Source organism: Rhizobium sp. BIGb0125, from assembly GCF_024810055.1.
Classification (GTDB): domain Bacteria; phylum Pseudomonadota; class Alphaproteobacteria; order Rhizobiales; family Rhizobiaceae; genus Agrobacterium.
Window position 1 is genome coordinate 24,030 of sequence record NZ_JANUDV010000011.1, and the last position, 24,793, is coordinate 48,822.

26 protein-coding genes are annotated in these 24,793 nt (G+C 55.5%); 17 read left to right on the forward strand and 9 right to left on the reverse strand.

The window, feature by feature from the left end; genetic code table 11:
* Nucleotides 1-206: 206 nt before the first annotated feature.
* From M2418_RS23875 to ppa, 4 genes are all read left to right on the forward strand, one after another.
* The gene (locus tag M2418_RS23875; protein WP_259149542.1) at nt 207-2,267 is read left to right on the forward strand and encodes a M3 family metallopeptidase; all 2,061 of its coding nucleotides are present in this window, start codon (nt 207-209) and stop codon (nt 2,265-2,267) included.
* A 244-nt stretch (nt 2,268-2,511) separates the two neighbouring features.
* Nucleotides 2,512-4,332 (forward strand): translational GTPase TypA, encoded by a 1,821-nt coding sequence (gene typA, locus M2418_RS23880; RefSeq protein WP_192490427.1) that lies wholly within the window; start codon nt 2,512-2,514, stop codon nt 4,330-4,332.
* A 200-nt stretch (nt 4,333-4,532) separates the two neighbouring features.
* Nucleotides 4,533-5,039: a GNAT family N-acetyltransferase gene (locus M2418_RS23885; RefSeq protein WP_192490426.1), complete on the forward strand. Its 507-nt coding sequence runs from the start codon at nt 4,533-4,535 to the stop codon at nt 5,037-5,039.
* A gap of 166 nt (nt 5,040-5,205) precedes the next feature.
* Complete coding sequence (ppa, locus tag M2418_RS23890; RefSeq protein WP_192490425.1) at nt 5,206-5,739, forward strand: inorganic diphosphatase; 534 nt, start codon at nt 5,206-5,208, stop codon at nt 5,737-5,739.
* On the opposite strand, the gene M2418_RS23895 is transcribed toward ppa, so the two are convergent.
* On the reverse strand, nt 5,730-6,050 hold the full coding sequence (locus M2418_RS23895) for a DUF167 domain-containing protein (protein ID WP_259149543.1): 321 nt from the start codon (nt 6,048-6,050) through the stop codon (nt 5,730-5,732). The genes ppa and M2418_RS23895 overlap by 10 nt on opposite strands.
* 78 nt (nt 6,051-6,128) lie before the next feature.
* A complete protein-coding gene (locus M2418_RS23900; RefSeq protein WP_259149544.1) occupies nt 6,129-6,443 on the reverse strand; it encodes a YggT family protein in 315 nt (104 codons plus the stop codon).
* A gap of 185 nt (nt 6,444-6,628) precedes the next feature.
* Between M2418_RS23900 and M2418_RS23905 the strand changes: the two genes are divergently transcribed.
* Nucleotides 6,629-7,867 (forward strand): MFS transporter, encoded by a 1,239-nt coding sequence (locus tag M2418_RS23905; RefSeq protein ID WP_259149545.1) that lies wholly within the window; start codon nt 6,629-6,631, stop codon nt 7,865-7,867.
* 43 nt (nt 7,868-7,910) lie between these two features.
* Here M2418_RS23905 and M2418_RS23910 read toward each other — a convergent pair whose 3' ends face one another.
* The 6 genes from M2418_RS23910 to hemC all read right to left on the reverse strand — a co-directional run bounded on the left by M2418_RS23910 (nt 7,911) and on the right by hemC (nt 13,919).
* Complete coding sequence (locus tag M2418_RS23910; RefSeq protein WP_259149619.1) at nt 7,911-8,654, reverse strand: glutamine amidotransferase; 744 nt, start codon at nt 8,652-8,654, stop codon at nt 7,911-7,913.
* Nucleotides 8,644-9,135, reverse strand: a complete 492-nt coding sequence (locus M2418_RS23915) for a TerB family tellurite resistance protein (protein WP_250984276.1) — start codon at nt 9,133-9,135, stop codon at nt 8,644-8,646. Before M2418_RS23915 ends, M2418_RS23910 begins: the two co-directional genes overlap by 11 nt.
* A 40-nt stretch (nt 9,136-9,175) precedes the next feature.
* Nucleotides 9,176-10,825, reverse strand: coding sequence for a heme biosynthesis protein HemY (locus M2418_RS23920; protein ID WP_259149547.1), 1,650 nt, complete (start codon nt 10,823-10,825; stop codon nt 9,176-9,178).
* A gap of 5 nt (nt 10,826-10,830) precedes the next feature.
* A complete protein-coding gene (locus M2418_RS23925) occupies nt 10,831-12,171 on the reverse strand; it encodes a COG4223 family protein (RefSeq protein WP_259149548.1) in 1,341 nt (446 codons plus the stop codon).
* Nucleotides 12,172-12,252: 81 nt separating this feature from the next.
* Nucleotides 12,253-12,987, reverse strand: a complete 735-nt coding sequence (locus M2418_RS23930; protein WP_259149549.1) for a uroporphyrinogen-III synthase — start codon at nt 12,985-12,987, stop codon at nt 12,253-12,255.
* Nucleotides 12,988-12,989: 2 nt separating this feature from the next.
* Nucleotides 12,990-13,919, reverse strand: a complete 930-nt coding sequence (gene hemC / locus M2418_RS23935) for a hydroxymethylbilane synthase (RefSeq protein ID WP_259149550.1) — start codon at nt 13,917-13,919, stop codon at nt 12,990-12,992.
* A 72-nt stretch (nt 13,920-13,991) separates the two neighbouring features.
* On the opposite strand from hemC, the gene tsaD reads away from it, so the two are divergent.
* The 5 genes from tsaD to M2418_RS23960 are packed head-to-tail and all read left to right on the forward strand — an operon-like array spanning nt 13,992 to nt 17,496.
* On the forward strand, nt 13,992-15,089 hold the full coding sequence (tsaD, locus tag M2418_RS23940; protein ID WP_259149551.1) for a tRNA (adenosine(37)-N6)-threonylcarbamoyltransferase complex transferase subunit TsaD: 1,098 nt from the start codon (nt 13,992-13,994) through the stop codon (nt 15,087-15,089).
* A complete protein-coding gene (locus M2418_RS23945) occupies nt 15,086-16,075 on the forward strand; it encodes an NAD(P)H-dependent glycerol-3-phosphate dehydrogenase (protein WP_259149552.1) in 990 nt (329 codons plus the stop codon). Before tsaD ends, M2418_RS23945 begins: the two co-directional genes overlap by 4 nt.
* 24 nt (nt 16,076-16,099) lie before the next feature.
* Nucleotides 16,100-16,393: a YciI-like protein gene (locus tag M2418_RS23950; RefSeq protein ID WP_259149553.1), complete on the forward strand. Its 294-nt coding sequence runs from the start codon at nt 16,100-16,102 to the stop codon at nt 16,391-16,393.
* Nucleotides 16,394-16,399: 6 nt separating this feature from the next.
* Nucleotides 16,400-16,843, forward strand: a complete 444-nt coding sequence (locus tag M2418_RS23955; protein WP_192490413.1) for an EVE domain-containing protein — start codon at nt 16,400-16,402, stop codon at nt 16,841-16,843.
* 8 nt (nt 16,844-16,851) lie between these two features.
* The gene (locus tag M2418_RS23960) at nt 16,852-17,496 is read left to right on the forward strand and encodes a methyltransferase (RefSeq protein WP_259149555.1); all 645 of its coding nucleotides are present in this window, start codon (nt 16,852-16,854) and stop codon (nt 17,494-17,496) included.
* 15 nt (nt 17,497-17,511) lie between these two features.
* Here M2418_RS23960 and M2418_RS23965 read toward each other — a convergent pair whose 3' ends face one another.
* Nucleotides 17,512-17,886, reverse strand: a complete 375-nt coding sequence (locus M2418_RS23965; RefSeq protein ID WP_250984284.1) for a hypothetical protein — start codon at nt 17,884-17,886, stop codon at nt 17,512-17,514.
* Nucleotides 17,887-18,191: 305 nt separating this feature from the next.
* Between M2418_RS23965 and sdhC the strand changes: the two genes are divergently transcribed.
* The 7 genes from sdhC to mdh all read left to right on the forward strand — a co-directional run bounded on the left by sdhC (nt 18,192) and on the right by mdh (nt 24,773).
* Nucleotides 18,192-18,584 carry a succinate dehydrogenase, cytochrome b556 subunit gene (gene sdhC / locus M2418_RS23970; RefSeq protein ID WP_192490410.1) on the forward strand — a complete coding sequence of 131 codons (393 nt, stop codon included), beginning with the start codon at nt 18,192-18,194 and terminating at the stop codon, nt 18,582-18,584.
* 12 nt (nt 18,585-18,596) lie between these two features.
* Nucleotides 18,597-18,977: a succinate dehydrogenase, hydrophobic membrane anchor protein gene (sdhD, locus tag M2418_RS23975; RefSeq protein ID WP_250984286.1), complete on the forward strand. Its 381-nt coding sequence runs from the start codon at nt 18,597-18,599 to the stop codon at nt 18,975-18,977.
* A gap of 7 nt (nt 18,978-18,984) precedes the next feature.
* A complete protein-coding gene (gene sdhA / locus M2418_RS23980; protein WP_192490408.1) occupies nt 18,985-20,829 on the forward strand; it encodes a succinate dehydrogenase flavoprotein subunit in 1,845 nt (614 codons plus the stop codon).
* Nucleotides 20,830-20,844: 15 nt separating this feature from the next.
* Nucleotides 20,845-21,624 carry a succinate dehydrogenase iron-sulfur subunit gene (locus M2418_RS23985; protein WP_192490407.1) on the forward strand — a complete coding sequence of 260 codons (780 nt, stop codon included), beginning with the start codon at nt 20,845-20,847 and terminating at the stop codon, nt 21,622-21,624.
* Between the two features lie 248 nt (nt 21,625-21,872).
* On the forward strand, nt 21,873-22,406 hold the full coding sequence (locus M2418_RS23990) for a protease inhibitor Inh/omp19 family protein (RefSeq protein ID WP_192490406.1): 534 nt from the start codon (nt 21,873-21,875) through the stop codon (nt 22,404-22,406).
* 66 nt (nt 22,407-22,472) lie between these two features.
* Complete coding sequence (zapE, locus tag M2418_RS23995) at nt 22,473-23,636, forward strand: cell division protein ZapE (RefSeq protein WP_250984288.1); 1,164 nt, start codon at nt 22,473-22,475, stop codon at nt 23,634-23,636.
* 174 nt (nt 23,637-23,810) lie between these two features.
* Nucleotides 23,811-24,773 (forward strand): malate dehydrogenase, encoded by a 963-nt coding sequence (gene mdh / locus M2418_RS24000; RefSeq protein WP_192490404.1) that lies wholly within the window; start codon nt 23,811-23,813, stop codon nt 24,771-24,773.
* Nucleotides 24,774-24,793 lie beyond the last annotated feature (20 nt).

Sequence of the window (24,793 nt, forward strand, 5' to 3'; positions counted from 1 at the left end):
CACCGGATATTGTCGTGAGGTTTCAAAACGCCTGCAATCCCTGACTTCTTCTCTACCCTTATCCCCCTTTCTGATGCCAAATCGGGTAACATTTCCGCCTTGATGGTGGGCGCAAAAACCTCATTTTAAACCTGCGAAGCTGATTGGATTTTGACCAATGCCTGTACTATATGCGGTTTAAGGTAACAGTTCAGAGGTGAAGGCATATGACATCGCATTCCGCAGCAAATCAGGCGCTTTTTCAGTGGACCGGACCGAACGGATTGCCGCAGTTCGACGCGGTGAAAGACAGTGATTTTGCGCCAGCCTTTGATGTCGCATTGGCAAATCACGAAGCGGAAATCGAAGCGATTGCAGGCAATGCCGAGGCCGCAACCTTTGTAAACACCATCGTTGCGCTGGAAATTGCCGGCGACGAACTTTCACGTGTTTCGTCGATCTTCTGGAACAAGGCGGGCTCCAACACCAACGAGACCATTCAGGCGCTGGAGCGTGAAATCGCGCCGAAAATGTCGCGTCATTATTCGAAGATTGGTATGAATGCGCAGCTTTTTGCTCGCATCGATGCTCTCTGGGAAAAGCGTGAGACGCTTGGCCTGACGACTGAGGAAAAGCGGGTTCTGGAACGACATTGGAAGGGTTTTGTCCGCTCCGGCGCCAAGCTAGCCAAGGACCGTCAAGAACGGCTTGCTGCAATTAACGAGCAACTGGCTGGTCTTGGTGCCAAGTTTGGCCAAAACGTTCTGGCCGATGAAAAAAACTGGTCGCTGGCGTTGTCCAGTGACGAGGAGCTTGCCGGCATTCCTGCATTTTTGCGTGACGCAATGGCCTCAGCTGCCAAGGAAAAAGGTCTGGGCGCGGCCTATGCGGTAACCCTGTCGCGTTCGATTATCGAACCGTTCCTGACATTCTCCGAACGTCGTGATCTGCGTGAGCAGGCCTTCAAGGCCTGGGTGGCGCGCGGTGCGAATGGCGGAGAAACCGACAATATCGACATTGTCAAACAGACGCTTTCGCTGCGTGAGGAAAAGGCCGGTCTGCTCGGTTACGAAAGCTTTGCTGCATACAAGCTGGACGACACCATGGCGAAAACGCCACAGGCGGTAAATGGCCTGTTGACCACGGTATGGGAAAAGGCTGTTGCTCGGGCCCGTGAGGAAGAAGCCGAGCTTGCCGACCTCATCCGCGAAGAAGGCCGTAATCACGAGGTTTCCCCATGGGATTGGCGTCACTACGCCGAAAAGCTGCGTGCACAGAAGTTCAATTTTTCTGAAGCCGAACTGAAGCCATATCTTCAGCTCGAAAAGATCATTGATGCCTGCTTCGACGTGGCAACACGACTATTTGGCGTTCGTGCCTCCGAGATGAAAGGCGTGACAGGTTACCATCCGGATGTGCGGGTTTTCGAAATTCGTGACGACAAGGGTGCGCTGAAAGCAATGTTCCTTGGTGATTATTTCGCGCGTCCGTCCAAGCGTTCCGGTGCGTGGATGAGCTCGTTCCAATCGCAGCACAAACTGACCCTGAAAAACGGTGTTCAGGGCGAACTGCCGATCATCTACAATGTTTGCAATTTCGCCAAGCCAGCGGAAGGCAAGCCGGCGCTGCTGTCGCTGGACGACGCCCGTACCCTGTTTCATGAATTCGGCCATGCGCTGCACGGCATGTTGTCCGACGTGACCTATCCTTCCGTTTCGGGAACCGGTGTGTCACGTGACTTCGTGGAACTGCCGTCGCAGCTTTACGAACACTGGCTGACAGTGCCGGAAATTCTCAGCACCTATGCGCTGCATTTCGAAACCGGTCAGCCAATGCCGAAAGCGTTGCTCGACAAGGTTCTGGCAGCGCAAACCTTCAATGCCGGTTTCAACACGGTGGAATATACTTCGTCGGCGTTGGTCGACATGGCGTTCCACAACCGCAGCAAGGTGAATGATCCCATGGCGGTGCAGGCTGAAGTGCTGTCTTCGCTTTCCATGCCGCAGTCTTTGGTCATGCGTCACGCCACCCCGCACTTCCAGCACGTCTTCTCCGGTGACGGATATTCTGCCGGTTATTACTCCTACATGTGGTCCGAAGTTCTGGATGCCGATGCGTTTGCGGCATTTGAGGAAAGTGGCAACCCGTTCAACGCGGAGCTTGCCCGCAAGTTGAAGGAGAATGTCTACTCGTCTGGCGGTTCCGTTGACCCTGAGGCGGCCTATCTGGCATTTCGCGGAAAAATGCCAAGCCCGGATGCGATGCTGAAAAAGCGTGGTTTAATCTAACAATATGAGGCGGGGTCATTCCCCGCCTTTTTGTTGAAAACTATGCGGAAATCGAAAGCGTTTCAGAAAACGCCAACCGCTTTGGGTTGCGCGCTTTGGCTGTCATATTTTTATGTTATTGCGTATACGCAAGGGTCATATGACATGGCCCCCCTTTCGCAAAACCAAAAAAAAGGTTATGAGCGCGCCAAATGAACTGGCGCACCCTCCCGAATTGAGCGCCCAACCTCAGAGATTTTGAACAATGGCAATTCGCAACATCGCGATCATCGCGCACGTTGACCATGGGAAAACAACCCTCGTTGACGAACTTCTGAAGCAGTCCGGCTCGTTCCGTGACAACCAGCGCGTTGCTGAGCGCGTTATGGACTCCAACGACCTCGAAAAAGAGCGCGGCATCACCATTCTCGCCAAGGCAACTTCGGTTGAGTGGAAGGGTGTTCGCATCAACATCGTCGACACCCCCGGCCACGCCGACTTCGGTGGCGAAGTTGAGCGTATCCTTTCGATGGTGGATGGCGCGATCGTTCTGGTCGACTCGTCTGAAGGCCCAATGCCGCAGACCAAGTTCGTTGTTTCCAAGGCGCTCAAGGTTGGTCTTCGCCCAATCGTCGCGATCAACAAGATCGACCGTCCAGACGGCCGTCATGAAGAAGTTATCAACGAAGTTTTCGACCTGTTCGCAAACCTCGATGCGACTGATGAACAGCTCGACTTCCCGATCCTGTACGGTTCGGGCCGCGATGGCTGGATGAACGTCAACCCGGAAGGTCCTAAGGATGAGGGTCTTGCACCACTTTTGGATCTGGTTCTGAAGCACGTTCCTGAGCCAACAATTGAAGAAGGTCCTTTCCGCCTGATCGGTACCATTCTGGAAGCCAACCCCTTCCTCGGCCGTATCATCACTGGTCGTATCGCATCTGGTTCGATCAAGCCTAACCAGGCCGTCAAGGTCTTGGGTCAGGATGGAAAGACCATCGAAACCGGTCGTATTTCCAAGATTCTCGCGTTCCGCGGTATTGAGCGCACAGCTATTGACGAAGCGCATGCAGGCGACATCGTTGCTATTGCCGGTCTCTCCAAGGGTACCGTTGCTGATACATTCTGTGATCCTTCGGTCACGGAAGCGATGAAGGCTCAGCCGATCGATCCGCCAACCGTTACGATGTCCTTCATCGTTAACGACAGCCCGCTTGCCGGCACAGAAGGCGACAAGGTAACGTCTCGCGTTATCCGCGACCGTCTGTTCAAGGAAGCTGAAGGCAACGTCGCTCTCAAGATCGAAGAAGCTGAAGGCAAGGATTCATTCTTCGTTTCCGGTCGTGGCGAATTGCAGCTTGCAGTTCTGATCGAAACCATGCGTCGCGAAGGTTTCGAACTTGCAGTTTCGCGTCCTCGCGTTGTGATGCAGAAGGACGAGAACGGCCAGACCATCGAGCCGATCGAAGAAGTCGTTATCGACGTTGATGAAGAACATTCCGGTGTCGTCGTTCAGAAAATGTCTGAACGTAAGGCTGAAATGACCGAACTGCGTCCTTCCGGTGGTAACCGCGTTCGTTTGAAGTTCCTTGCTCCGACCCGCGGTCTGATCGGCTACCAGTCCGAACTGCTGACGGATACGCGCGGTACGGCCATCATGAACCGTTTGTTCCATGACTACCAGCCATTCAAGGGTGCTATTGCCGGTCGCGTCAACGGTGTTCTCCTGTCCAACGGTTCGGGTGAAGCGGTTGCTTACGCGATGTTTAACCTTGAAGACCGGGGTCCGATGATCATCGAGCCAGGTGAAAAGGTTTACGCCGGTATGATCATTGGTATTCATACCCGTGACAACGATCTCGAAGTGAACGTTCTGAAGGGCAAGCAGCTCACCAACATCCGCGCTGCCGGCAAGGATGAAGCTGTGAAGCTGACACCGCCAATCCGCATGACCCTTGACCGCGCATTGTCGTGGATTCAGGACGATGAGCTGATGGAAGTCACGCCAAAGTCGATCCGCCTGCGCAAGATGTTCCTTGACGCGAACGACCGCAAGCGTTTCGAAAAGTCCAAGCTTGCTGTTTGATTGACTTGAAGATTTTGATTTTAGAAAACCCGGCCATGTGCCGGGTTTTTTATTTGTGGCTTTCCATGAAAGGCGCTTGCTGCTTCGGTTAAAAAAGCGTTAACGTTGGTGCGTCGTCCACATGATAAGGTTGTGGGTAAGCTTCAGGTCGTTAACCTTTACGGCTGGCAAGTTTGCCTCGCCGGGGCCAGAAGCGCGTTATGAAAACGTTATCGATAGAGATTCGCCGAGCAGAACCGCAGGACGCGGGTGCCATTTCCCAGGCACACCGTATGTCGTGGGAACAGACCTATTCGGGTCTCATTCCACACAAGCCCCTGACGCAGATGCTGGAACGCCGTGGCGAAAGCTGGTGGCGCAAGGCGACACGCGGCTCCGCGACCATGCTGGTGGTCGAAGTGGCTGGTGTTATTGCCGGTTATGCGACGCTCGGCCTTAGCCGCGCCCGTGGCCTGCCACATGATGGCGAAGTCTATGAGTTGTATCTGCGTCCTGAATATCAGGGTATCGGCCTTGGCTCGGTACTGTTTACCGAAGCTCGCCGGCTGCTGAAATCGCTTGGCTGTGATGGCATCGTCGTCTGGTGCCTTGAAGACAGCGAACTGGCAAACCGGTTCTTCCGATCGCATGGCGGCCGCGATGTTGCAGAAGGCATGGAAGACTTTGCTGGCAAGCAACTTAAAAAAGTTGGTTACGCCTGGAAGTAAAAGGCAATACGGCAGGACACGTATTGCTTGAAACCCGCGGTCGCTATTACCGTTTTTCTTGAAATTCGGCTTCGTACCAAAGCCTGTGTTGCATTGCAGGTTGTTTCCCAGTATCGAACGATCCACCATTACACTTGGCCACCACACCTGGATTGAGGGATCACGAATGCGTATTGATGCAATTTCTATTGGTAAGAACCCGCCTGATGACGTGAACGTCATCGTAGAAGTGCCGGTTGGCGGCCACCCAATCAAATACGAGATGGACAAAGAAGCTGGCGCTCTGATCGTGGACCGCTTCCTTTATACCCCGATGACCTATCCGGGAAACTACGGTTTCGTGCCGCATACCCTGTCTGATGATGGCGATCCTATCGACGTTCTGATCTGCAACACCCGTCCGCTGGTACCGGGTTGCGTTATCAACGTTCGTCCTATTGGCGTCATGGTCATGGAAGATGATGGCGGTCAGGACGAGAAGATCATTGCGGTTCCGGCTCCAAAGCTGACGCGCCGCTACGACAAGATCGAAAACTACACAGACCTGCCGGAAATCACGCTCAAGCAGATCGAACACTTCTTTGAGCACTACAAGGATCTTGAGCCGGGTAAGTGGGTTAAGATTGGCGGCTGGCAGAACGTAGACGTTGCTAAGAAGCTGATCGTTGAAGCCATCGAGCGCTACAAGGCTCAGGGCTGATCCAGCAGCTTTTCAAGCTTGATTATCAAGTCCTCCGGGTCAGCATCGATCCGGAGGATTTTTTTACGGGCTGTTTCGCCCGATATAAATGAAATTGTGCTCTTGGGTACGCGCAGAGATTTTGCGAGCAAAGCAATAAGGGCTTTGTTGGCCTTGCCATTCTCCGGTACGGCGCTGACACGTGCTTTCAGCACCACATCATCATCAGCACTTGTTTCCAGCCTCTCCAGCACGTCGCGCCCACCATTTGGTGTCAGGCGCACAGACAGACACAGATGGTCGTTGAACGCGGTCCACGGTCTGTCGGTCATACCAGCGCATCCTGTCGGTGAAGACATCTGCCGGTCTATAAGTTTACACCGGCAGTCCTATGGGCAGTCTGTGATGCCTTATTGGAACAGCGACAACAGGAACGGTCGGATCGGATTTTGTATGATCATCTGCAGGAAAACGATGCCAAGCAGAACGATGATCGGTGAAATGTCGATACCGCCGAGATTTGGCAGAACACGCCGGATGGGACGCAGGACTGGCTCTGTAACGTTGTATAAAAAGGCGCCAATCGAGCTGACGAACTGGTTTCTTGAATTGATGACGTTGAACGCATAGAGCCAGGAAAAAATGGCGCTTGCGATCAATATCCACCAATACAGATTCAGTGCTAGAACGATAACACTAAGCAGCGCGTCTATAATGCCTGGCATCAATATCTCCATGAGTTGCAGACAGACATTTAGACATTGCAGCTTGAACCGGCAAGACCCGCCGCAACAGGGCTGGTGATTCATGCTTAATAGCTTTATGGAAGCGCGACATAATCACGCGCCTCATCCATCTATTGCCGTGGTCCTGCCTCATATCGATTGGCCACCAGCCGAAAGTCAAACCAATGTCTCTGCCTTCCGCTGAAAATCGCTTCGGCGCTTTCCGGCATCCCTCTTACCGCCGTTTCTTCACGGCGCGTTTCTTTTCAGCTTTTGCCGTACAGATCGTCAGCGTATCCGTCGGTTGGCAGATGTATGAGGTAACGGGTAACAGTTTCTACCTTGGCTTGATCGGCCTGTTTCAGTTTCTGCCATCGCTTCTGCTTATTCTGGTTACGGGCACCGTGGCCGACAGGCATAATCGTCGCATGATCATGGCAAGCTGCCTGCTGGTTGCCTGTCTATGCGCTGCTATGCTGCTGGGATTGACACTGACGCACAATTTCGTGCCGTGGCTGGTGTTTCTTATCCTCGTCATCTTTGGCATTGAGCGGGCGTTTATGGGCCCTGCCGTGCAATCGCTTGCCCCCAACCTTGTCCCGGCAGAAGACCTGCCCAATGCGATTGCCTGGAACTCATCGTCCTGGCAGATGGCCTCGATCATGGGCCCGGTTGCCGGTGGCCTGCTTTATGGCGCCGGCGCATGGATTGCCTACTCAGTGGCGCTCGCGTTGTTTGCCCTTTCCGCTGTATTGGCCTTCTCCATCAAGAAGCCGGAACAACGCAGCCCGGCCCGTGCCGTATCTCTGGAAAGCATGCTCGCAGGCTTTCGCTTCATCTCGCAGGAAAAAATCGTTCTCGGCGCGATCTCGCTTGATCTGTTTGCCGTGCTGCTCGGCGGTGCGGTGGCGCTGATGCCGATTTTTGCCAAGGAAGTGCTGACACTTGGTCCTTGGGGCCTTGGTCTTCTGCGTGCAGCACCCGGCATTGGTGCAATCGTGGTTGCGGCTTTTCTGGCCTTTAACCCCATTCGTCATCATGCCGGCATGCTGATGTTTGTCGGCGTGGCGCTGTTTGGTGTGGCGACTATTGTATTTGGCCTGTCCCAGACCGCATGGGTTTCCATTGGTGCGCTGATGGCGATGGGTGCTGCTGACATGGTGTCGGTTTATGTGCGTGAAACGCTGATTGCGCTCTGGACGCCGGACGAGGTGCGTGGTCGCGTCAATGCCGTCAACATGGTGTTTGTCGGCGCATCCAATGAACTGGGCGAGTTTCGCGCTGGTACCATGGCGCACGTGATCGGCGCTGTCCCGGCCGTGGTGATTGGCGGTTTTGGAACACTGGCTGTGGCGGTCGTCTGGGCGTTGAGCTTCCCGAAGCTGCGCAGAGTCGACAGTCTGGATATGCCGAAACATCTCTAGACGTTCTTCCATCGTCAAATTCGGGGGAGGTGTTCGGCAAGACTTACAGCGCTTTCTGGCGCTGTGGTTTTCCTTCAAAAACCATTTCCAGAAAATTCGACAACCAGGCCCGAAGCGGCGTGTCGAACATCATCCGTCCCTCGAGGTGCTTGCTGCCGACCTGAGCATTCGGCATCGTGAAACGTTCAGCACCATGTACGACCCAGCGCTGCATCATGGCGCGGGTCAATTCCGCGTGGAACTGCAGCCCCCAGGCGTTCTTCCCGTAACGAAAAGCCTGGTTGGGATAGGCATCACCGGTTGCCAGAAGATCAGCACTCCGTGGCAGTTCGAACCCTTCACGATGGAAATGGTAGACCATCTTTGGCCAGTGTGGCATCAGCAACCGGCCCTTTTCGGTACTGTGCAGTGGGTACCAGCCGATTTCGACCTGACCATCATTGGCGGCATGAACCTTGCCGCCAAGATGTTTCGACAACATTTGCGCACCAAGACAGATGCCGAGAAACGGCTTGTCCTCTTTGAGTGGCACTTTCAGCCAGTCGATTTCCGTCTTGACGTAATCATGCGGATCGTTGGCGCTCATCGGGCCACCGAAAATAACTGCACCAGCGTGGTTCACCAGAGTGTCGGGCAGGGCATCACCCAGCGCTGGTCGGCGGACATCCAGCGAATATCCTTTTTCCTCCAGCATCTGGCCAACTCTGCCGGGTGTTGACCGCTCCTGATGCAGAACGACCAGTATTGCAGGTTTCCGGCTCTGTTGACGGGAGGGGTCAAACAGCATTTTCGTCGTTTTCATTTTCCCTGACATTTGTGGTGCGCGTTGCAGCCTGTTGCCGTTGCAAAACCCGGTCGCGGACCGAAACACCGAGCAGATCGGCGATACGCCAGATCACGTGGTCTTCCATTTCGCTGCGATCTCCATCTGCGTAAACGATATCCCAGAGGATACCGATCAACGCGACGCGCTGGGCTTCATCAAGGTGACGGCGAATATCGGTGGTAAAACGGTAATAATCGACCGCTTCGGTGCCTGCCTCGCGTCCGGCCTCGAGAAGAGCTTCCAGCGTGCTGCCACTCAACGAATAATATTGCGAAAGTATTTCCCGCAATTTCTGGCGTTCGCTTTTGGAGATGGTGCCATCGGCTTCCATCACCTGGAAACATAGCGCCGCAACAGCGACACGCAGATCATCCGGTGCAAAGTCTTTTCCGGAATGACCACCCGTAAGTTCCTGAAAAAAGGATTGAATACGATTAAGCATGCCTATCCTGTTCAAATTGGCGCTTCATGAGACTTGCAGATCAAAACAGCTTGAGCCGAGTTTTGGGTTCCTGTTCAGAGCCGGCCTTTTTAACGCCCGGGTCATCCGGCAAACCGCCAAAGAACGGAACTGGTTCCTCTTCCTTTGCCGTTTCTGCCAACGGCGGTGCAGCAATGGTTTCTTTGGACTTGGGGGCAGGCGTCGATGCTTGAGCTGGTGCTGGTGTTGAGATCGGCTTTACCGGCTTTTCTGCTTTCTCGACAACTGTCACGACAGGCGGAATGTCGATCGGCTTTACTGCTGCAGGCGTAGGCTCAGGTGCTTCTGGCGTCGCTGGCTTGGCAACCGGTGGCAGTGAGGCGAATGCCTCTTTGACATCGGCATTTTCCAACGGGCCTTCGATTTGTCCAAACGGCGCCTTCCACTCAAAGGCATCCAGTCGACCGGTGACCGGTGAGATTGGCAACCATTTTTCAGAGGCAATGCCATCAGCCACCCATGAAGGATCACGGGGCGCACGCAGCGCCTGCGCCATCCAGTGACGCACTCGGCCCTGATCACCGTTTTCAGAATCTTCAATATCCGCCATCAGCAGGAAAATGCTTTCACGCGGTTCAATTCTGGCGGCTGCTTCAGCTTTGCTGCGGGCCTTGGCAAATTCCTTGGCATCCAGTGCAGCATGCGCCACGGTAAACAGCGATTCAACGTTGTTGGGTCGCAGGGCTTCCAGCTTCTCTGCCCGCTTTAGACGATCGATTGCCGTATCGCCGCTGCGTGCACGCACGTAAACGGCCGCGACTTCAGGGTGCGGGGCGATTTTCCACACACTTTCCAGCACCGAGGCTGCCTTGCGCAGATTATCTTCGCGAATATAGGCCTTGGCGGCAATGAGAGCGGCCGGGACAAGGCTCTTGGCAAGCTTGAGTGCCTGCAGCGCATCATCACGCGCGCCCTTCGGGTCGCCTTCCAGCTTATCATTGGCTTTGGCGGTCAACAGCACGGCTTTCAGGCGCTCTGCCTCGCCGCGATCCATAACATGAGCAGCCTTTTGCTGATCGAGCAGGCGAATGGCATCATCCCACTGGCCGGTGCGGCTGCGGAATTCCAATGCAGCCTGAGCTGCCCATGGAAGGTAGGGGGCTTTTTCAGCGGCATCTTCGGCATATTGCATGGCGGCTTCGTGCGCGCCCTGACGTCGTGCCTCGATATAGAGGCCTCGCAGACCCAGTTCGCGTGTTTCGGGATCCTGTGCCATCGCCTCGAACTTGCGGCGGGCTTCGTCATATTTGCCTTCAATGAGGGCTGCCTGTGCTTCGAGCAAATGGATCAACGGTTCCTGATCGGCGCTGATCAGTCCTTGAGCACGGGCCGTCATCTTGCGTGCCATCAGCGCATTACCGGCACCAGCGGCAATCAAGCCGGTTGAAAGCGCCTGATAACCACGGTCACGCTTGCGGGCGCGGAAATAACGGCGGGCTGCATAAGGTGAGGTCCAGATGGCGGCAAACAGCCACCACAACAGCATGACAGCGGCAACCAGCACCGCGATCATGGAGGCCGCGACCATCAGGCTCATTTCAATGAGCTGTCCTTGCCAGACGACCGAAAGCACGCCCGGCCTGTCAGCAAGCCATGAAAAACCAAAACCGATGGCCAGAACAAGGACGATAAAGGTCAGAATTTTTGCCATGCCGCTTATCCCTTCTGCCCGGAGCTGTTGATGGCGCGCGACAGGCTGTCGCCGACCAGTTTTTCAACCTCTATCCGTGCATCAAGCGATTGTTTGTAGGCGGTTGATACGGTTTTTGCCGCATCGGGGAGAGCATTCCATTCCAGGGCGGCACCTTGCAGGTCGCCATTGCGCATCTTGTCTTCCATGCGCGCTATGACGGCTTCAGGCGTCTCACCTTCAATGTTGCCGACCGGCCTTACCTTGACCAGCGAATAGGCGCTTTCGGTCAAGCGCTCGACGATCGACTGGTTGGGGTCGGGCTGGTTCAACGTGGCCAGCATAGAGTTTGCAACGTCTGGGAATGTTCGCAGCAATTCGGCACGCGATGGGACGCCGGTGGTGGCAAAAGGTTTCAAGGCCGCCACGGACGGATCGTCGGTTGCAACACCGGCAAGGGTGTCCAGTTCTGTCAGGAATGGCCCGCCACGATCGACGGCTGCCTTCAGGCCTGCGGATGCAATGGCACGGGCGACTTCGATGTCGTCCCGCGGTTCATTGAGTTTGGCTTCAGCATCGTTCAACCGGCGCGTCAGATCAGCAGTGGCCGTTTCCTGTGCAGAGCGTTCGGATTGAAGGCTGGATACCGTTCCTTCAAGGCTTGCGATTTTATCGGCAAGGCCAGAGACATCGGCACTTTCGCCACTCGCTGCAGGTACGGCATTTTCAAGTGCGGCAAGGCGTGCCTCAAGGGCCGAGGTGTCTGCCGCTGGCGCTGATTGTGCTTGTTGCTGGAGAGCGGAAAGTTGCGTTTTGAGGCTGGCTATTTCTGCCGACAGTGCATTTTCCGCATCCTGATTGGCTGCTGACGAGAAGGGTGGAAGGTAGCCCGCATATTGCATGCTGCCAGCGGCAAGCAGTGCGATCAGGCCACCAAAAATGCCAGCGGCGATGAAGCCTGATGATCCCTGCCGGGCCTCTGTCGAGGCGGGCTGTGGAGGCGGTGGTGGCGAGAAGACTGGTTCTTCTTGCTGCGCCGCTTCCTTCACGTCATTTTCTTGAGTTTCACGTTCCAGAGTTTGCGGGGCATCCGGTTTGTCAGAGGCCTCTGAAAGTTGCTCCTCAAATGAGGGCTTTTCATTTTTCTGTTCGTCTTTCGGCTCGTCGCCAATATCCACATTCGGCTGCGGTTCAATTGGCGATGAGGCAGGAATGTCCTGTGAAGGCTGATCAGCCGCGACGACCGGCTCTTGTTTGTCCGGCTCTGTTGCGCCGGGCGCAAGCGTTTTCACGTCCTTTGCATCAAGGTCGATCGTGACCGGTTCGGCTTTTGTCCTGGAGTGGCGTGGCGGTTTTCCCGAGACCATGTCTACCTCTTTGTGCCTTCAACAATTCAAAACTAGTCAGTGATGACCGCAAAGGAAAGAGCAAAGGCACGAATTAGGTTCCTAATGCGACTTTAGAAGGTCAAGCAGGCCCGCCTGCGACGGCAGGGAACTGACATGAACATTGCTGGAAAAAGCCTTGGGAACTGCGGCTGCCACATTCTCACTCAGACAGAAGAAATGGCTGTGCCGAAGCTCGTTCTCGTAGCGGTCAGAAATAATATTTTTAAAAAAAAGCCGTGCGGTTTCAGTCGAGAACAACAGCACGGCGTCAACCGGTTTTGCCACCAGCAAGGCGTCGAGATCGTCATTCGACCAATCAATCGGCACCATGCGATAACATTCCGTCGTCGTATAGGTAATTCCCAAACCATCCAGCGCGGTTTCAAGCGCTGATGATCGGGGGGATCCAGCCAGGTAAAGCAGGGGCGCGATGGTGCCGTCGGACCCATTGATTTGCTCGCCAATCAGTCGGGCAAGGCTTTCACCATAACCATCCGCAGTATGGATATTCTCAAAACCTGCATGTCTGGCGGCAGTCGCCGTTGCCTGACCTACGGCAAAAACCGGCTTTTTTGCAAAAGGCCGTAAATCAATTTTGGCATCCGCCAACACGGCAAGAGCCTGAGCACTGGTAAAGGTCAGTGAAGCCCATGGGCTCGCCACCGCAAGTCTGGCGGCTTCGATATCGTGGCGGGCTTCCACCAGTGGCAGAAGCACCGCGTCATGTCCCATGTCATGCAAAAGTGCTGCCGTCTTTTTTCCGGTGTTTTCCGGGCGTGTGACGACAATGCGCATGCTTAATCCCAGCTCTCGAAGAAACCTGCGCCAGCTGCGGCACGAACCTTTTCACCGGCCCTTCGGCCGAGATCAGCAGCATCAGCACGTTTGCCGCTTACTTCTATGCCATGTTCGGTCTGTCCGTCCGGCGTCAGAATGAGGCCACGGAAATGCAGGTCTTCCCCGTCACAAAGGGCATAACCGGCAATTGGGGTGCGACAGGAACCGTCGAGCGCGCCCAGAAATGCCCGTTCGCACGTCACGGCATCATAGGTCGGCTGATCATTGATTGCGGCCAGCATGTCATTGGCCCGGGCGTCATTTATGCGGCTTTCGACGCAGATTGCGCCCTGCGCTGGAGCAGGCGGAAATTCTTTCGGGTCAAGCAGTGCGGTTGGCACATCCTGCTTTCCAAGACGTTTCAGGCCGGCATAGGCGAGAAGGGTGGCATCGGCCTGTCCTTCTTCCAGCTTGCGCAGGCGGGTATCGACCAGACCACGGAAAATGATGGTGCTGATATCTGGACGCAGACGACGAATAAGCGCCTGACGGCGCAAAGACGACGAGCCAACAACCGCTGCATGCGGCAATTCCATCAGCGTTTTTGCCGTACGGCCGATAAAGGCATCGCGGATATCTTCACGCGGAAGGAAAGCGGAAAGGAACAGGCCTTCGGGCAATATGGTCGGCATGTCCTTTGAAGAATGTACCGCGAAGTCGAGATCGCCAGAAGAAAGCTGCGCTTCCAGTTCTTCCGTGAACAGGCCTTTGCCACCGATTTCCGATAGCGCACGGTCGGTAATGCGATCACCCATGGTGGACAGCACAACCACCTCAAACATTTCCTGCGGCAGGTTGTGCGCTTTCATCAACCGGTCACGTGTTTCATAAGCCTGCGCGAGTGCCAGAGGGCTGCCGCGTGTGCCGATTCGGAAAGGTTTTGTTTGCATCCGCTTCTATCCATTGTTACCGGAGGTGTTCGTACCTAAGTTTCCCAAGCATCGCAATGAACGAACAGGTTAATGGCCTCCTTTCTACGTATCCTCGGCATAGAGACAAGTTGTGACGAAACCGCTGCTGCCGTTGTAATCCGGCATCCTGACGGTCGTGGCGAGATCGTGTCCGACGTCGTTTTGTCGCAGCTCGATGAGCACAGCGCTTATGGCGGTGTCGTCCCCGAAATCGCAGCCCGCGCCCATGTCGAGGCACTCGATACGCTGGTTGAGGAAGCATTGAACAGTGCTGGCGTTACACTTGCTGATATCGATGCGGTGGCCGCAACCTCCGGCCCCGGCCTGATTGGTGGTCTGATCGTTGGTTTGATGACTGGCAAAGCCATTGCGCGTGCTGCCGATAAGCCGCTTTATGCAGTCAACCATCTGGAAGGTCATGCGCTAACGGCGCGGCTGACGGACGGGCTGTCGTTCCCCTACCTGATGCTTCTGGTGTCCGGCGGCCACACGCAGCTCATTCTGGTGCGCGGCGTCGGTCAATATGAGCGTTGGGGAACGACGATCGACGATGCGCTGGGTGAGGCGTTCGATAAAACTGCCAAGCTGCTTGGACTTCCCTACCCCGGGGGACCAGCCGTTGAGCGGGTGGCTGCGAGCGGTAATCCTGATCGCTTTGCCTTGCCGCGGCCGATGGTGGGGGAGACACGGCTTGATTTTTCTTTTTCAGGTTTGAAAACTGCAGTTCGTCAGGCGGCGACTGCTATCGTGCCGCTGTCAGACCAGGATATTTCCGATATCTGCGCATCATTCCAGAAGGCGGTTTCGCGCACGTTGAAGGACCGCATCGGCCGTGGCTTGCAGCGGTTCCGCGAAGAATTCCCTGATGTCGATGGAGTGCCTGCGCTGGTGGTTGCCGGTGGCGTGGCGGCCAATCAGGAGATCCGGCGGACGTTGCAGGAGCTGTGTGACAAGCACAAATTCCGCTTTGTCGCTCCGCCGCTTAATCTTTGCACCGATAATGCCGTGATGATTGCATGGGCAGGACTTGAGCGTATGGCGCAAGACATGCCATCGGATGGTCTGGATACGCAACCACGTTCGCGCTGGCCACTGGATGCTTCGGCGCAAACATTGATTGGTTTTGGCAAGCGCGGAGCAAAGGCATGATCGAGCGCGAAAAGGTCGTCGTTATTGGTGCCGGTGCTTTCGGCACAGCGCTTGCCGTGGTCATGGCGCTGGAAAACCGCCACGACGTCACCCTGCTAGGGCGCGATCCGTCCCTGATGGCAGATTTGAAAACCGATGGCGTGCACGAAGCGGCGCTGCCTGGTATCAGCCTGCCGGATGCACTGCAGTTTTCAGCTGACGCCAATGTGCTTACCGATGCCGGTATCGTGCTGTTTGCCATGCCATCGCAGGCGCAAGCCGATGCAGCGCGCCACTACGGTCCTTATCTGGCTAATGATGCAATCATCGTAACCTGCGCCAAGGGCATCGATCGCTCGTCGGGACGGTTGCTTACCGATGTTCTGGAACATGAACTGCCGCGTCACCCGATTGCTGTGCTGTCTGGGCCCGGTTTTGCCGCAGATATCGCCAAGGGATTGCCGACAGCCATGGCGATCGCGGCAGCTGAGGCTGGCGATGCCGAGAGACTGGCACAAACCATTTCCGGCCGCACATTTAGGCTCTATGCCTCGACAGACCGTGCCGGTGTGCAGCTTGGCGGCGCGTTGAAAAACGTGCTGGCGATTGCGTGCGGTATTGTCGAAGGCGCTGGGCTTGGCGATTCCGCCAGAGCTGCGCTGATTTCACGCGGTCTTGCGGAAATGTCGCGGCTTGTGGTGGCCATGGGTGGCAAGGCAGATACCGTGCGTGGTCTTTCGGGACTTGGCGATCTGGTATTGACGGCCACGAGCCACCAATCGCGCAATCTGCGTTTTGGTATTGCACTTGGGCAGGGGCTGGATGCTGGCGCATTCGGCGGTGGTCTGGTCGAAGGCGCATTCGCTGCCTCGGTTGCTGCCCGGCTGGCTGAGGGACTTGCGATAGATATGCCTGTGACGGATGCCGTGGCTGCCATTATAGAAGGCAGCCTTGATGTGCGCACCGCCATGCAACAATTGATGACACGGCCTATCACCACTGAATGAGTGATGGCCCTTAAGGAGATGAAAATGCTGTTTGCCTTTATCTGCAAAGACAAGCCCGGTCACCTGAATCTGCGCATGGAAACCCGTCCTGTGCATCTTGAGCACCTCAACAAACTGAATGCGGAAGGCACTTTGAAGATAGCCGGACCGTTTCTCGATGCGGAAGGCAAGCCAAATGGCAGCCTGGTGATCGTTGAAACTGCTGACATCGATGCTGCCAAGGCACTTGCCGATGCTGATCCTTATGCAAAGGCCGGCCTGTTCGAAAGCGTCGAAGTGAAGCCCTACAATTGGGTCTTCAACAATCCGGGAGCGTAATTGGCCATGGCAAATTACTGGCTCTTCAAGTCCGAACCGGACACATGGTCCTGGACACAGCAAAAGGCCAAGGGCGACGTTGGTGAAGAATGGGGCGGTGTCCGCAATTATCAGGCACGCAACAACATGCGCGCCATGAAGATTGGCGACAAGGGCTTCTTCTACCATTCCAACGAGGGTCTGGAAGTGGTTGGTATTGCCGAGGTTTGCGCGCTGTCTCATCCGGATTCGACGGCAGAAGGTGATCCCAAATGGGATTGCGTGGATATTCGCGCCGTTTGCGACATGCCAAAGTCCGTTACCCTGAAGGATGTCAAGGCCAATCCGAAGCTGGAGAAAATGTCACTGGTCACCTCTATGCGGCTTTCGGTGCAGCCGGTGACCGAAGAGGAATACCTCGAGGTTTGCCGGATGGGTAACCTCGATAAGCCACCGCGCTCGCCGGACTGATAACTGAAGTGAAGACCGATCCCAGCCAGTTCGTCCGTGCCAACACGGATGTCATGACGCCGCCGCATGTGCCGGAGGTGCGTTTACATCTGGCCAGTGAGGCGCATGATCTATGGCTGAAAACCGAAGAAGAACTGGATGAGATCGGCCTGCCGCCACCGTTCTGGGCATTTGCCTGGGCCGGTGGGCAGGGTCTTGCACGCTATGTTCTTGATCATCCGACGACCGTTGCAGGAAAGAAGGTACTGGATTTTGCCAGTGGCTCCGGGTTGGTTGCCATCGCCGCCTCAAAGGCTGGGGCTGCCAGTGTCATGGCTGCCGACATCGATCCCTGGGCGCAGACTGCTATCGCGCTCAACGCCGCAGAGAACGTTGCTGAAATCGGCTTTATCGGCGACAACCTCGTCGGTACCGATCTCCGTACCGATGTTCTTCTGGCAGGTGATGTATTTTACGACCGCGCCTTTGCCGAGATGCTGGTGCCGTGGTTTGTAGCGCTCTGTGAAAAGGGTATCACTGTGATGGTCGGTGATCCCGGTCGCGCCTATCTGCCCAAGGAAAGGCTTGAGCTGCTGGCAACCTATCAGGTGCCGGTGACGCGCGCACTCGAAGACAGTGACGTGAAAAAAACCACTGTCTGGCGGTTTATCTGAACCTTTTTTTGTCCGTTATGGACGGATCACGCAAACGCCGGCCTCGTAGGAGCATTCGGCGCCTGCCGTTCTGGCGTTGACGTGAATGATCTTCGCCTTGGGTGCGAGTGTTTGCGAGGTGCTGTTTGCCTGAGAAAAGGCTGGGCGGCCCTGCTTGTAGAAATAGATGCCATTTCCTTTGAAACGCACGCCGGAAATCGAGCCCGCATAGGTGCCAACTCGTGGTATATAAGATGGCAATCCGTTGCCACCAACGACCTCTTGGCGTGTGTCGCGGTCGGGATTATGATGCCGGTAACTATTGTAATTTTCTGCCGCCATAACAGGCAGAGCCAAGGCAATCATGCTTGACAGGGTGGTCAGTCGCAATGCGATTCGTTTGTCGAACATGAGCTTTTTTCTCCGGTTTTTCGCCTTAACAAACTATTAAATATCGCATTTTTGACTTACGTAAAAGTCAAAATTTTTGCCGTTCTGATCTTGGAAATGCTGTACTTTTTATTTTGCAGAGCAAAAATTTCGCAGGAATCTCAAAACACAATCGATTAAATTCGAATCAGCCAGGAATTGTGCTTGTCGTGATGCCATCGTGCGATTAAAGGTCGCGGTTGGTGCAATGCACATTCTTTCGTCATGTGCGTTGTTGTAGGACGCCCGAAAATTCGGAGCGCAAAGAAAAACGCCGCGAGGTTCTGATGGCGAACGGTACTAATAATCGGCCTCTGTCGCCGCATCTTCAAATTTACTCCATGATTCCGACGATGTTTGCATCGATCGTGCATCGTATCACGGGCGGAGCGCTGTATTTCGGCACGTTGCTGGTTGCCTGGTGGCTTATCGCAACGGCGTCAGGTGTTGATGCCTATGCCTGGGTTCAATGGGCCATGGGCACGATCATCGGCAAGATCATTCTGATCGGCTACACATGGGCACTTGTTCACCACATGCTGGGCGGTCTGCGTCACTTCATGTGGGATCTTGGGAACGGTTTTGAAAAGCACTTCAACACCAAGCTGGCCAAGGCAATGTTCGCGGCTTCGATCTGTCTGACCGCGCTGATCTGGGTCATCGCCCTCATCGTGCGCTAAGGAGATACATATATGGATATGCGTACACCTCTCGGCAAAGTTCGTGGCCTCGGCTCCGCAAAGGAAGGCACCGAGCACTTCTGGCGCCAGCGCCTGACGGCCGTTGCCAACGTGCCGCTTCTCATCTTTTTCGTCGTCTTCCTCGTCATGTATGGCGGCGCGCCTTACGAGGAAGTGAAGGCTGCGCTTTCACACCCGCTCGTTGCGGTGGTGATGGGCCTCGTGATCGTCTCCGGCCTCATTCACATGAAGCTTGGCATGCAGGTCATCATCGAGGACTACGTGCACGGCGAAGTATCCAAGCTGGTGCTTGTGATGCTCAACACCTTCTTTGCAGTCGCTGTTGGCGGTCTCTGTCTGTTCGCCATTCTGAAAATCGCATTCGCAGGATAAACCGGTCATGGCATCTCCAAGCTCACCTTCACAGAATGGCAAGGCCTATACCTATGTCGACCACTCCTATGACGTGATCGTCGTGGGTGCAGGCGGCGCCGGTCTTCGCGCGACGCTCGGCATGGCCGAACAGGGTTTCCGCACGGCTTGCATCACCAAGGTTTTCCCGACCCGCTCGCACACGGTTGCGGCGCAGGGCGGTATTGCCGCTTCGCTGACCAACATGACACCCGACTGTTGGCAATGGCACCTTTACGACACCGTGAAGGGCTCCGACTGGTTGGGCGACGTTGACGCCATGCAGTATCTCGCCATGGAAGCGCCAAAGGCGGTTTATGAGCTTGAGCATTACGGCGTGCCGTTTTCGCGTAACGCTGAAGGCAAAATCTATCAGCGCCCGTTCGGCGGTCACATGCAGAACTACGGTGAAGGCCCGCCGGTACAGCGTACCTGCGCTGCTGCCGACCGTACCGGTCACGCCATTCTGCACACGCTCTATGGCCAGTCGCTGCGCAACAACGCCGAATTCTTCATCGAATACTTCGCACTTGATCTGATCATGTCTGACGACGGCAGCCGTTGCACCGGCGTTGTCGCCTGGAACCTTGATGACGGCACGATCCATCGGTTCTCTGCCAAGATGGTAGTGTTGGCGACTGGCGGTTACGGCCGCGCCTACTTCTCTGCCACGTCCGCACACACCTGCACGGGTGATGGTGGCGGCATGATCGCACGCGCTGGCCTGCCGCTGCAGGACATGGAATTTGTTCAGTTCCACCCGACCGGCATTTACGGCGCAGGCTGCCTGATTACTGAAGGTGCGCGCGGTGAGGGCGGTTATCTCGTCAACTCCGAAGGCGAACGCTTCATGGAGCGTTACGCACCTTCCGCCAAGGACCTTGCCTCGCGTGACGTTGTCTCGCGCTGCATGACCATGGAAATCCGTGAAGGCCGTGGCGTTGGCAAGAACAAGGACCACATCTTCCTGCATCTGGACCACCTTGATCCGGACATTTTGCATGAGCGTCTGCCGGGTATTTCCGAAAGCGCCAAGATTTTCGCAGGTGTTGACGTGACGCGCGAACCGATCCCGGTTCTGCCGACCGTTCACTACAACATGGGCGGCATTCCGACCAACTATTGGGGCGAAGTGCTGAACGCTGACAGCAACAATCCGGAGCGGGTTATCCCGGGCCTGATGGCGGTTGGTGAAGCCGGGTGTGCATCCGTGCACGGTGCAAACCGTCTTGGCTCCAACTCGCTGATCGACCTTGTGGTATTTGGTCGCGCTGCGGCTATCCGCGCTGCCGAGGTTATCAACCGCGAAGAACCGATCCCGGCGCTCAACGTTGCGGCCTGCGACAAGATCATGGATCGTTTTGACAGCCTGCGTTACGCCAATGGCGGCACGCCGACGGCTGTTCTTCGTGACAAGATGCAGCGCGCCATGCAGGACGACGCTGCCGTGTTCCGTACGCAGGAATCGCTGGAAAGCGGTTGCAAGCGTCTTTCCGCCATCTGGAAGGAATTGCCGGACGTCAAGGTTACCGACCGTTCGATGGTCTGGAACTCCGATCTCGTCGAAACGCTCGAGCTGCACAACCTGATGGCCAACGCCATCACCACGGTTTACGGTGCGGAAGCCCGCAAGGAAAGCCGCGGCAGCCATGCACGCGAAGACTTCGTTGATGGTCCGTTTGCCGGTCGCGATGACGTTAACTGGCGCAAGCACACGCTGGCGTGGGTCAACGAGCAGGGTGACGTTAAACTCGACTATCGTCCGGTCCATACCGACCTGATCGCCGACGGCATTGATCCCAAGAAGATCGCGCCGAAGGCCCGCGTCTACTGATTTGAGGAACTGGACATGGTTGAACTTTCTCTCCCCAAGAATTCCCAGATCAACGAAGGCAAGGTCTGGCCGAAGCCTCAAGGCGCCCAGAACGTTCGCGAATATCGCGTTTATCGCTGGAACCCTGATGACGGCCAGAACCCGCGTATCGATACCTATTATATCGATATCGATGACTGTGGCCCGATGGTTCTTGATGCACTTTTGTACATCAAGAACAATATCGACCCGACGCTGACGCTGCGCCGTTCCTGTCGTGAAGGCATCTGCGGCTCGTGCGCGATGAACATTGACGGCACGAATACGCTGGCCTGCACCAAGGGCATGGACGAGATCAAGGGTACCGTTAAGGTGTACCCGCTGCCGCATATGCCTGTGGTGAAGGATCTGATTCCTGACCTCAGCAACTTCTACGCCCAGCACCGTTCGATCGAGCCATGGTTGAAGACTGTGTCTCCGGCTCCGGCCAAGGAATGGAAGCAGAGCCATGAAGATCGCCAGAAGCTGGATGGTCTTTATGAGTGCATTCTGTGCGCATGCTGCTCGACGTCCTGTCCCAGCTACTGGTGGAATGGCGACCGTTACCTCGGTCCAGCGGTTCTGCTGCAGGCTTACCGCTGGCTCATCGACAGCCGTGATGAGGCAACCGGCGAACGTCTCGATAACCTCGAAGATCCGTTCCGCCTTTACCGTTGCCACACCATCATGAACTGTGCGCAGGCATGCCCGAAGGGTCTGAACCCGGCCAAGGCTATTGCGGAAATCAAGAAGATGATGGTCGAGCGCCGCGTCTGATTTGTAAAACCCGTCTGCGAAACCAAGCGCGTTTCTATGTCAGGCGGGAGATTTTGGAAGCCGTGGCCGCATTCCGGTCACGGCTTTTGTTTATGTCGTGACGGGATTTGCTCGTCTCGGACAAGGCTTGAAACCCTGGTAACGGTTATTTAAGCCTGTGCTGACTTGATTAACCAAACTGAAATACGCTAATTCCGATATGCAACGGCAGTTCATGTGTTACGGCGAGCAGCGAACGGGAGCTTGATATGCAATTGAGATATGTGGCAACGGGCATTGCAGTCGTAATGACTCTGGCGGGTTGCCAACGTACGTCTTACGACTACAACAATAACAGCGGCAATTCTGGCTATACGCCTCCGCTACAGGCCCAACCGGTGCCTTCGGTACAGTCCGGAGCATTGCCTCCACCCGGTGGCAGTTCACAGTTTCCAACCGCACCAGCCACAGCACCCGCCCAGGGCGGTGTTGACATGGCTGCTGCGGCGCCCGCGACGGCTATGGATATCCGCAAGGAAACCATGGTTGGTAACTGGCGTGTGGCCAATGGCGGCGCAAATTGCGACATGTTCCTGACCTTAACCAATCTCGGTAGCGGTTCGCGCGGCGGCACACGTGGTTGCGCAGGCGAGTTGACCGCCATGGGTTCATGGGAAGTGTCCGGCAAGATGGTTCTGTTCAAGGATCGTGCCGGTAACACGCTTGGTCGCGTCTACAAGAGCGGCGATACCCGTTATGACGGCACCACCAACAGTGGTCAGCCGATCAGCCTCAGCCGCTAAGGCGGCTTTTCACATTACATCACCCCATTTCGGGTGCGCGGCGCCCATATTTCAGGGCGCCGTTCGATGCAGCCACTTCCCGACTATAATCTAAGCGTTGTCGAACGGCTGAAAAGCCTGACCGCATCAGGCGAGTTGAAAGCCGATCCGGCGCAGATCGAGGTGGCCACGCAGCTTGACCGTATCCTGCACGACCTGAAGACCCTGAAACCTGCCAAAAAATCCAGCGCCCTTGGCTGGATGTTTGCCCGCAAGGCAAAGCAGAACAATGCGGTTAAAGGGCTTTATGTCTATGGCAGTGTCGGTCGTGGCAAAACCATGCTGATGGACATGTTCTATGAGATGGCGCCGGTTGAATCCAAGCGCCGTTGCCATTTTCATGAGTTTATGGCCGACGTTCATAACCGGGTCCATGCACATCGGCAAAAGCTGAAGAATGGCGAGACCAAACAGGCAGACCCTATTCCGCCGGTCGCTGCCGCATTGCTGGCAGAAGCAAAGCTGCTGTGCTTCGACGAATTTACGGTCACCGATATTGCCGATGCGATGATCTTGGCGCGGTTGTTTACCGAGCTGTTTGCCAATGGTTGTACACTGGTCACCACCTCCAACGTCGTGCCAGATAATCTCTACAGGGACGGTCTTAACCGCGGGCTATTCCTGCCATTCGTCGACCTTCTCAAAAAGTATGTCGACGTGGTGACGTTGGATAGCCCTACCGATTACCGTATGGAAAAGTTGAACAGCTTGCCGGTTTATATCTCGCCGCTCGATGGTGCTGCGGATCAGGCAATGGATATGGCTTGGCATCACGTTACCGCTGGCCACATTATAGCGCCGACGGAAATTCCAATGAAGGGCCGCTCCATCCACGTTCCTCACGCGCAGGGACGTGTCGCGCGATTTACTTTCTCGGACCTCTGCGAAAAGCCGTTGGGCGCCAGCGATTTTCTGGCAATTGCCGATCGTTTCGACACGGTTTTCGTTGATCATATACCGTTTCTGGACGCGGATAAGCGCAACGAAACGAAACGTTTTATTATCCTTATTGACGCATTGTACGACCACAAAGTGCGGCTGTTTGCATCGGCTGCAGCGATGCCTGAAGACCTCCTGGGCAAGCGCAAGGGCACCGAAGGTTTCGAGTTTGATCGAACCGCATCTCGGCTTTTCGAGATGAGAAGTGCGGAATATCTCGCGCAACACAACGAGAAACGCGCCGTAATTTGACAATTCTGTGACGTATTTTCTTACGTTTACGTAAGTTATTTAATATCTAAACGATTGAAAAACCTCACGTTGAAAGAATCTATTGCCAATTTGAGCTAATGACGCTAAGTCGAGTGCGACAATTTAGCTGCCCCTATGGCAGCGATTGAGTTGAAGCTCGAGAGGAAGCATTCGATGGCTCGCAAGAAGATTGCACTTATTGGTTCTGGCATGATCGGTGGTACGCTGGCGCATCTCGCCAGTCTGAAAGAACTGGGCGACATCGTCCTGTTCGATATTGCTGATGGCATTCCGCAGGGCAAAGGTCTTGATATTGCACAGTCCGGCCCGGTTGAAGGTTTTAATGCCAAGCTTACCGGTGCAAGCGACTATGCAGCTATCGAAGGCGCAGATGTCTGCATCGTCACCGCTGGTGTTGCTCGCAAGCCGGGCATGAGCCGCGATGATCTTCTCGGCATCAACCTCAAGGTCATGGAGCAGGTCGGTGCCGGCATCAAGAAATATGCACCAAACGCTTTCGTAATCTGCATCACCAACCCACTCGACGCGATGGTCTGGGCGCTGCAGAAGTTCTCCGGTCTGCCGAAGAACAAGGTAGTTGGCATGGCTGGCGTTCTCGACAGCGCACGTTTCCGTCTGTTCCTCTCGGAAGAGTTCAACGTTTCCGTTCAGGACGTCACTGCATTCGTATTGGGTGGTCACGGCGACACCATGGTGCCGCTTGCTCGCTATTCGACAGTTGGTGGGATTCCGCTGACCGACCTCGTGAAGATGGGCTGGCTGACTGCCGAACGTCTCGAGCAGATCATTCAGCGCACCCGTGACGGCGGTGCTGAAATCGTAGGCCTGCTGAAGACCGGTTCTGCCTATTATGCACCTGCTGCTTCGGCAATCGAAATGGCTGAGTCCTACCTCAAGGACAAGAAGCGCGTTCTGCCTGCTGCTGCTCACCTCTCCGGTCAGTACGGCGTCAACGACATGTATGTTGGCGTTCCGACCATCATCGGTGCTGGCGGTATCGAACGCATCATCGAAATCGAACTCAACAAGGACGAGGAAGCTGCCTTCCAGAAGTCCGTCGGCGCGGTTGCTGGTCTTTGCGAAGCCTGCATCAACATTGCTCCGTCGCTGAAGTAATTGCCCGACGCATCGGTGCA

Bases quoted from the DNA above. Each gene is read 5' to 3' on its own strand.
- mdh (WP_192490404.1), top strand. From the start codon at position 23,811: ATGGCTCGCAAGAAGATTGCACTTATTGGTTCTGGCATGATCGGTGGT.
- M2418_RS23910 (WP_259149619.1), bottom strand. From the start codon at position 8,654: ATGCTGTTTGACCCCTCCCGTCAACAGAGCCGGAAACCTGCAATACTG.
- M2418_RS23950 (WP_259149553.1), top strand. From the start codon at position 16,100: ATGCTGTTTGCCTTTATCTGCAAAGACAAGCCCGGTCACCTGAATCTG.
- M2418_RS23875 (WP_259149542.1), top strand. From the start codon at position 207: ATGACATCGCATTCCGCAGCAAATCAGGCGCTTTTTCAGTGGACCGGA.
- ppa (WP_192490425.1), top strand. From the start codon at position 5,206: ATGCGTATTGATGCAATTTCTATTGGTAAGAACCCGCCTGATGACGTG.
- M2418_RS23945 (WP_259149552.1), top strand. From the start codon at position 15,086: ATGATCGAGCGCGAAAAGGTCGTCGTTATTGGTGCCGGTGCTTTCGGC.
- sdhD (WP_250984286.1), top strand. From the start codon at position 18,597: ATGGATATGCGTACACCTCTCGGCAAAGTTCGTGGCCTCGGCTCCGCA.
- typA (WP_192490427.1), top strand. From the start codon at position 2,512: ATGGCAATTCGCAACATCGCGATCATCGCGCACGTTGACCATGGGAAA.
- sdhA (WP_192490408.1), top strand. From the start codon at position 18,985: ATGGCATCTCCAAGCTCACCTTCACAGAATGGCAAGGCCTATACCTAT.
- M2418_RS23985 (WP_192490407.1), top strand. From the start codon at position 20,845: ATGGTTGAACTTTCTCTCCCCAAGAATTCCCAGATCAACGAAGGCAAG.
- M2418_RS23885 (WP_192490426.1), top strand. From the start codon at position 4,533: ATGAAAACGTTATCGATAGAGATTCGCCGAGCAGAACCGCAGGACGCG.
- M2418_RS23895 (WP_259149543.1), bottom strand. From the start codon at position 6,050: ATGACCGACAGACCGTGGACCGCGTTCAACGACCATCTGTGTCTGTCT.
- M2418_RS23965 (WP_250984284.1), bottom strand. From the start codon at position 17,886: ATGTTCGACAAACGAATCGCATTGCGACTGACCACCCTGTCAAGCATG.
- M2418_RS23920 (WP_259149547.1), bottom strand. From the start codon at position 10,825: ATGGCAAAAATTCTGACCTTTATCGTCCTTGTTCTGGCCATCGGTTTT.
- M2418_RS23990 (WP_192490406.1), top strand. From the start codon at position 21,873: ATGCAATTGAGATATGTGGCAACGGGCATTGCAGTCGTAATGACTCTG.
- M2418_RS23900 (WP_259149544.1), bottom strand. From the start codon at position 6,443: ATGCCAGGCATTATAGACGCGCTGCTTAGTGTTATCGTTCTAGCACTG.
- zapE (WP_250984288.1), top strand. From the start codon at position 22,473: ATGCAGCCACTTCCCGACTATAATCTAAGCGTTGTCGAACGGCTGAAA.
- M2418_RS23915 (WP_250984276.1), bottom strand. From the start codon at position 9,135: ATGCTTAATCGTATTCAATCCTTTTTTCAGGAACTTACGGGTGGTCAT.
- hemC (WP_259149550.1), bottom strand. From the start codon at position 13,919: ATGCAAACAAAACCTTTCCGAATCGGCACACGCGGCAGCCCTCTGGCA.
- M2418_RS23925 (WP_259149548.1), bottom strand. From the start codon at position 12,171: ATGGTCTCGGGAAAACCGCCACGCCACTCCAGGACAAAAGCCGAACCG.
- M2418_RS23930 (WP_259149549.1), bottom strand. From the start codon at position 12,987: ATGCGCATTGTCGTCACACGCCCGGAAAACACCGGAAAAAAGACGGCA.
- M2418_RS23955 (WP_192490413.1), top strand. From the start codon at position 16,400: ATGGCAAATTACTGGCTCTTCAAGTCCGAACCGGACACATGGTCCTGG.
- sdhC (WP_192490410.1), top strand. From the start codon at position 18,192: ATGGCGAACGGTACTAATAATCGGCCTCTGTCGCCGCATCTTCAAATT.
- M2418_RS23905 (WP_259149545.1), top strand. From the start codon at position 6,629: ATGTCTCTGCCTTCCGCTGAAAATCGCTTCGGCGCTTTCCGGCATCCC.
- tsaD (WP_259149551.1), top strand. From the start codon at position 13,992: ATGGCCTCCTTTCTACGTATCCTCGGCATAGAGACAAGTTGTGACGAA.